The following is a 7,070-nucleotide window of genomic DNA, read 5'->3' on the forward strand; positions in this document are numbered from 1 at the left end:
TTACCTAAACAAGCTTCAAGCCCGAATGCACGCTCAGGTCATGATCGAAGCCAAGATCATCGAACTCACCTATAACGACTATAATACCAGCGGAGTCAACTGGAGCGACTTCAGCCTCGCGCTTAACGGAAGCTACGCCAACAGTTATAATAATATAGGGGTTGCCCATCCGGTTTATTCGTTCGGCGTCAATTTCGACCCGCTGGGCCTCATCGATTTTCTAAACCGTTACGGCGATGTAGAGATGCTTTCCAACCCAAAAGTGCTGACTCTGAGCAATCAACCCGCCGTTATCAACGTCGGAAAACAGCTCAGCTATCTCTACCAAAACGGCTCCATCGCCTCCTCCAATACCCAAACGGCCGCAACGACTACCAATACCCTTGGTTCCGTCTTTGTCGGCCTCACCCTCAACATCATCCCGGAAGTGACTGAGGACGGCTACATCGTCATGCGGATCAACCCCGTAACCAGCGAATTGATAGGAGAAGACCTAAATGCGTCGACAATCGAAGGCGGCAGCGAAGCCGGAAGTACGAACCGTACGATGCCGCCGGATACCCGTGTCAAACAAATGACCTCTATCGTCAAAGTCAAAGACGCCCAAAATGTCCTCATCGGCGGTTTGATCGAGAAAAAAACCTATAACTACGACAATAAAGTCCCTGTTTTGGGAGATATTCCTCTATTAGGCCGTTTATTCCACGGTTCGAAAGCCTCAACCCGTAAAAGCGAGCTTTTTATCCTGATCACACCGACTTTGATTAAACAAGACGTCTTCCCCTCTATCGACGACGCCATCTTGAAACGGTTTTAATCGTATGTCAAAATGGCTTGAAGCGGCTACACGGTTTGAAGAGCGGCGAGACTGCAGCGATTATTTCGAAATGCAAAGCGCATTGAGCGCTATTGCAAAAGTTCAAACCCTCTTAAGCGGAACATTTCGCCAGATGATCTTTTTAATCGGGGAGCCCGGAAGCGGAAAAACTTTTCTGCTGAATCTTCTGCATGAAAAGATGGAGCACGAACGCCAAGTGATCCTGATCGAAACCCCGTTTATCACCCCGCTTACCCTTTTGTACCAGTTGCTTCGGCATAAAGGGATCGAACCCTTCGGCGACGACATTGAACAACTCCGGCAACAGACAACGCAACTCTATACGCAAAGCGATCATTTGATCATGATCGATGAAGCCCAGCTGCTCAGTACCGAGATGAGAGAATTCATCCGTATCTTGAGCGATTCAAAAGCCTTCTGGTTTATATTGGCCATGCACCGAAGCGAAGGAGAGTCCATTCTTCGGGCTCCCCATTTCAAAAGCCGCCCCCATCGTATTATCGAGCTATCTTCGCTTACTCCGATTGAAGCCAAAAACTACATCCACAGAGAACTGATGCGGATGGGATTTTCTGAAATCATCGATGAACTCAATCCGAAACTTATCGCTCAGGCACATCGGATCAGCGAAGGAAATTTCCGGAATTTCAAAAAAGTTTTTTACCATCTTTTCCATCTATTGCACTATACGAACACACATAATAAGGCACCTTATCTTCGCCCGTCTCAATGCACGATCACGATGGCAGCTATGAATGCGGAGCTTATCCATGATTGATAATTTCGATCAATTAGTGCAACGGTGTACGGCCAAACGCAGACGCAGAATGATTCGTCTCTCTTTAATGGTTTCCGGATCGATCGTTTTGTCGATTGCGGCACTTTCGGGATACCTGCTATGGCTCAATCCGCATCAGGCTGCACCTCAGCAAACCGCCGCTGCAACGGAAGAGAACAATCTCAGTTCGCATACGGAAGAGAACCTTTCTGTTGTACCTGTCCTTAACCCTGCCGTCCCATCAGAAATTAATGCAACTGCACTACCGCATCCCCAAACTGTTTTGCCACCCGTCCAAACCATTACGCAAACCAAAGCGCTCATAAATACTACATCTCTTCCTGCCGTAGCCGTTCCGGTCGCTGCCGCACCGTTGCCGCAGCAAACTCCAAAACCTGTTGTTCCCGCCTCTACGGCGCCACTACCCGCAACCGTACCCGCGGCCACCGCTGCGGTTACACCGAAAAACGGACGCATTCTCGAAGTCAATACCCCGGCGAATCTATCGCCGACAGAGACATACCAAAAAGATCCGACATATGAAACAGCATTGGCTGCTGCCCGAAGTTTTTATGCACAACAAAATTATACAGATGCCGCAACATGGGCTAAAAAAGCTAATCAGCTCAATCGCGAAGGGGAAGAAGCATGGCTGCTGTATGCAAAATCGTATTATGCCCAAGGGCGTAAAAAAGAGGCTATCGAACTGTTGGAACTTTTTTTGAACTATAAAGATTCAAAAGCCGCTTCCGAACTGCTTCGGACATGGAAGCTCACCCCCTCAAACTAATTTTAGGAGCCAAGAATGATCCGCCAACAAGTACGCTTAGGAGACTTACTCATTGCCGAAGGGCTCATTACTCCCGAACAGCTTGTGTATGCCCTGCAGGAACAAAAAAACTCCGGATTCGTCAAAAAATTGGGAGAGGTGCTGGTCGAAGAGGGGATGGTTTCGCATAAAGAGATGGCTTTACTCCTCTCCAAGCAGCTCAAAATCGATTTCGTCGATCTATTCGGCGAAAAAATCGATTTCCAGTCATTGGCACGATTCTCCGCCTCTTTATTGACTGCGGCAAAAGCGATCCCATTTAGAGAAGACGAAGATTATGTCTATATCGCCACTTCCGATCCGCTAAACTTCGATGCACTTGAAGCGCTGGAGCGCAATATCGCTACCAAACCGATCAAAGTCTATTTGTCGCTCAGCGAAGATATCAACCACATTTTTCAGCGCCTTGAGATCATCAAAAAGACCCAAAGTATCGCAGCCGAAGTCAAAAAAGAGATCAATAACGAAGGTTCAAAAGGGGCTGAGGGAGATGCCAGCTCCGTCATGCAGCTCATTACCCTGATGATCAAAGATGCTATTTTACGACGTGCCAGCGATCTGCACATCGAACCCGAACTTCGATCGATGTCGGTACGCGCCCGGGTGGACGGGATATTACAAGAGACGTTCGTTTTCGATCTGGATATCTATACCGCCCTCTCTTCGCGGATCAAGCTGCTGGGGAATCTCGATATTTCCGAACGCCGTAAAGCGCAAGACGGACGCTTCAGTCTCGATGTTGCCGGAGGAAAATACGATTTTCGTCTCTCAACCACACCGACTTTGTTCGGAGAATCCATCGTCATGCGTATCCTCGACCAGCAAAAGATTCTTCTCAAACTTCACGAGCTCGGATTCGAAGACAAAAACCTCGAAAAGTTCAACGAAATCATCCATGCACCGTTCGGTATCGTCCTAATCACCGGACCGACCGGGAGTGGGAAAACGACGACGCTGTATGCCGCACTCAACGAAGTCAAAAGCATCGAGAACAAAGTACTTACGATCGAAGATCCGATCGAATACCAGCTCCCTCTGGTCCAACAGGTACAGGTCAACGAACGGGTCGGATTCACGTTTCTCGAAGCGCTGAAATCCTTCCTCCGCCAGGATCCCGATATCATCCTCGTCGGAGAGATTCGGGACTTTGAAACCCTCAACTCTGCGGCACAAGCATCACTGACGGGACATTTGGTATTCTCCACACTTCACACCAATGATGCTCCAAGCGCCATCGGACGGATGGTACAAATGGGCCTTCAGCCTTATCTGATTGCGGATTCGCTCGTGGGGATCGTCGCACAGCGTCTGGTTCGAAAAATATGCCCCGAGTGCAAAGTAGAGAGTAAACCCCATAAAAATCTCCTGCGAAAAGTCGACCGCTGGATCACGGAAGAATCCAAATTTTATGCAGGAAAAGGGTGCCCGAAATGTAACAACACCGGCTATTCGGGCCGTATTTTGATCTCCGAAATTTTACTGGTCAACGAAGCCATTGCAAAAATGGTTTCCGATGAATCTTCCAAATATGAAATTGCCCGATATGCTCAGGAAGAGGGAAGATTCGAACCAATGATCGTGGACGGACTGAGCAAAGCCCTACGCGGAATTACGACGCTGGACGAAATCCTTCGCGTAACAAAGGAATCATAAAGTGAAATTTTTCCGGGTCCGGTACAAACAAGGACAGCGTAAATTCGAAACAACGTTGGAAGCAGTCCATAAAGCCGAGGCATTCAAGAAATTCCGCGATCTTTCCCTCGGCGTGCCGATCTCGATCAAAGAGGTCTCCGAACCTCTCTCGATGAAAATCGAACGTCTCAAAAGCCGCTATACCAGTCCGATCAAAAATCGGCGCGTCAAAGACGAACCGTACATCGCTTTTTTGGATCAGCTCGCCACTATGCTCGATGCAGGGATGCCGATCAATATCTGTCTGGCCGAGAGTATCACCGATACCAATGACGAAATGGTGCGCGCTATTTTTACCGAAGTCCTGCGCGATATCGAAAGCGGTCTCAGCCTGAGCCGTGCCGTCGTCGGTTATCAGCGTCAATTAGGCGTTCTGTCGCTCTCTATGTTCGAGCTCGGAGAACAAACCGGAACGCTCAGCTCCGCAATCGCCAAACTCTCTTCGATACTGCAGCAAATTTACGATAACCGTCAAAAACTCAAAAAAGCGACCCGCTATCCCCTTTTCATCATTGTAGCAATGAGTATCGCATTTGTTATCGTCATCACCTTTGTCGTCCCGCAGTTCCAATCATTCTTCGAACAGTCGGGAATGGAGCTTCCGTTTCCGACGAAGCTCCTGTTATGGACCGAACATGCCATCAGCACCTATGGCCCCTATATCTTGTCCGGTGCCATTCTCTTGTCGGCAGCTTTTAGCATGGCATATACCAAAAACCCGCAGCTGCGACTAAAGACCGATCAGTATTTTTTACGTATCTATATCGTAGGCAAAGTAACGTACTACGCAATGATCGGCCGTTTCATTTACCTCTTCAACGTTCTCACCGAGGCGGGTATCCCAATGATCGACGCTTTGCAAATCGCTATGGGTGTCGTCGAAAACAACTACATCCGACAAGAGCTCCAGAAGATTCCGGTCGCTATCGAAGACGGACGCTCTCTTGCCCAAGGATTTAGCGAAAGCGGACAGTTTGAGGGGATGGTGATGCAGATGATCAAAGCGGGAGAAAGCAGCGGTTCATTAGGGACTATGCTGGGCAAAGTGAACCGAGTGTATAATAGCCGATACGATTATATCGTCGACAACGTCGCTACACTGATCGAACCGATTCTTATCGCTGCCATCGCCGGATTTGTACTGGTATTGGCGTTGGGAATCTTTTTACCGATGTGGTCGATGGTCGACCTTGCAGGATAAGCTATTATGGAACTCGAAACCGGAACAATCAGCGTTGCGATCATCAGCACCCTCATCCTCGCATTCGGGTTATGGGTGATTCATAAAATCACCAATATTTAAACCCGTTCTTCAACCTTTTCGATAATTTCGACAGCTCCTTCGGGTGCAATTAAGTGACGAAGCCTTTCACTTTTCGGACGGATATCGCTCAATATCGCTTCTTGAAGTTTCTGTGCCAATCCATCCCCCTGACGCTCGCACCAACCCGCATCATGATCGATAATGTAACGGGCATTATGGAATTGATGATCCGCCGCCGCAAACGGAAACGGGATGTAAAACGCCGGAACACCCGCAGCACACAATTCCCATAACGTGCTGGCACCCGAACGGCTGATCGCGAAATCGCTCCGTTCGACAAGCTCTGCAATCTTCGTCGTAAATCCGTAGACTTCGGCTTCTATCCCCAAATCCGCATACCCTTTTTTGACCCGTTCTTCCTCTTTCAGTCCGCATTGATGAATAATATGGATTTTCCCCTCATTCAACCATGGAGCGATCTCTAACGCAAGATCATTGATAAACTTGGCCCCCTGAGAACCCCCTAGAAAAATAACGGTTTTGACCGCATCCCGAAGTCGGGCATTCTGGAAATAACGCGGATTGACCGGATAATCGCAATGGTTATCGCCTTCTTCATACGAGCTGAAAAATCCTTTGGCATACGGGCGCAACACTTTGTTCAGTTTTCCTGTTATCGCGTTTTGTTCGTGGATAAACAGGGGTGTTTTGGTAGTCAATGCGGCAATCGCGGCAGGAGCAGCCGAAAAACCGCCGACACTGACAATCGCATCGGCGTGAAAGTCTCGAATAATCGATCTAGAGACAAGAAGCGCTTTGAATATCTTCCATAAGGCGTTCAACTTCCCAAACCCTTTTTTATTGACGACTCCGGTAGTATCGAGGAAATGGGCCTCTTCGAACAAATCGCTATCTCCGAACCATTGACGATCCTGCCCCGATGTCGATCCGATAAAAATGACACGATGCCCCTGCTCGCGCGCCGCTTCCGCCAAGGATAAAGCAATCACCAAATGTCCGCCGGTTCCACCGCCCGTAAAGATAATATTCATTTTTTATCACCCGATTTATACGTAATTTTTTTCGATAGCATCAGTACCATTCCGATCCCGACGGACGAAGCGAGCATCGCCGATCCCCCGTAACTCAAAAACGGTACTGAAATCCCTTTAATCGGGGTGAGACCGCTGATACCGTACGCATTGACGATAAACGCAAACGTAATCAACAACCCTACTCCGAGGCTGAAAAGATACGCAGTGTCGTTATGGGAGCGGTTAGCGATCTTAAACAACCGATGCAGCAGCATGATAAACAAAAGCGTTACTCCGAAAATCCCGACAAATCCAAACTCTTCGGCAATTCCGGCAAGTACGAAGTCGGTGTGAACCTCACTTAAAAATCCCAGTTTAAACGTACCGCCGCCGAGCCCCGTACCGAAAATTCCGCCGTTGTGAATCGCATTGAGTGAGTGGCCGATTTGATACGCCTCTTCCCCGTTTTCAATCCGCAAATGTTTGGCGATGGATTCGGGAAAAAAAGCCAATACCGTACTCTGCGCCGACGCCCACCAGGACAAAATCCGGTTGATCCGGTGTTCGGACGATAGAATAAAAAAGAGGAAAAAAGCGACGGAACCAACAATAAGCATCATAAAAAAACGAAAACT

The 7,070-nt window shown here is 48.4% G+C and carries 6 protein-coding genes and 1 pseudogene; 5 read left to right on the forward strand and 2 right to left on the reverse strand.

Annotation, left to right across the window (positions count from 1 at the left end; genetic code table 11):
- The 5 genes and pseudogenes from Q0389_RS08745 to Q0389_RS08765 form a co-directional block, all read left to right on the forward strand.
- A pseudogene (locus Q0389_RS08745) lies at nucleotides 1-817 on the forward strand (hypothetical protein); the annotation flags it as partial.
- Nucleotides 818-821: 4 nt separating this feature from the next.
- Nucleotides 822-1,616: an ATP-binding protein gene (locus tag Q0389_RS08750; protein WP_298693551.1), complete on the forward strand. Its 795-nt coding sequence runs from the start codon at nucleotides 822-824 to the stop codon at nucleotides 1,614-1,616.
- Complete coding sequence (locus Q0389_RS08755) at nucleotides 1,609-2,406, forward strand: tetratricopeptide repeat protein (RefSeq protein ID WP_298693552.1); 798 nt, start codon at nucleotides 1,609-1,611, stop codon at nucleotides 2,404-2,406. The genes Q0389_RS08750 and Q0389_RS08755 overlap by 8 nt, the downstream gene beginning before the upstream one ends.
- A 15-nt stretch (nucleotides 2,407-2,421) precedes the next feature.
- Nucleotides 2,422-4,098: a GspE/PulE family protein gene (locus Q0389_RS08760; protein ID WP_298693553.1), complete on the forward strand. Its 1,677-nt coding sequence runs from the start codon at nucleotides 2,422-2,424 to the stop codon at nucleotides 4,096-4,098.
- A gap of 1 nt (nucleotide 4,099) precedes the next feature.
- Nucleotides 4,100-5,338, forward strand: a complete 1,239-nt coding sequence (locus Q0389_RS08765) for a type II secretion system F family protein (RefSeq protein WP_298693554.1) — start codon at nucleotides 4,100-4,102, stop codon at nucleotides 5,336-5,338.
- A 98-nt stretch (nucleotides 5,339-5,436) separates the two neighbouring features.
- Here the strand turns inward: Q0389_RS08765 and murG are convergent, their stop codons facing one another.
- Nucleotides 5,437-6,453, reverse strand: a complete 1,017-nt coding sequence (gene murG / locus Q0389_RS08770; RefSeq protein WP_298693555.1) for an undecaprenyldiphospho-muramoylpentapeptide beta-N-acetylglucosaminyltransferase — start codon at nucleotides 6,451-6,453, stop codon at nucleotides 5,437-5,439.
- On the reverse strand, nucleotides 6,450-7,070 hold a 621-nt coding region (locus Q0389_RS08775), incomplete at its 5' end, for an FtsW/RodA/SpoVE family cell cycle protein (protein WP_298693557.1). The genes murG and Q0389_RS08775, both read right to left, overlap by 4 nt.

This window comes from uncultured Sulfuricurvum sp. (assembly GCF_937936435.1).
Classification (GTDB): Bacteria; Campylobacterota; Campylobacteria; order Campylobacterales; family Sulfurimonadaceae; genus Sulfuricurvum.

Bases quoted from the DNA above. Each gene is read 5' to 3' on its own strand.
- Q0389_RS08760 (WP_298693553.1), top strand. From the start codon at position 2,422: ATGATCCGCCAACAAGTACGCTTAGGAGACTTACTCATTGCCGAAGGG.
- Q0389_RS08755 (WP_298693552.1), top strand. From the start codon at position 1,609: ATGATTGATAATTTCGATCAATTAGTGCAACGGTGTACGGCCAAACGC.
- murG (WP_298693555.1), bottom strand. From the start codon at position 6,453: ATGAATATTATCTTTACGGGCGGTGGAACCGGCGGACATTTGGTGATT.
- Q0389_RS08750 (WP_298693551.1), top strand. From the start codon at position 822: ATGTCAAAATGGCTTGAAGCGGCTACACGGTTTGAAGAGCGGCGAGAC.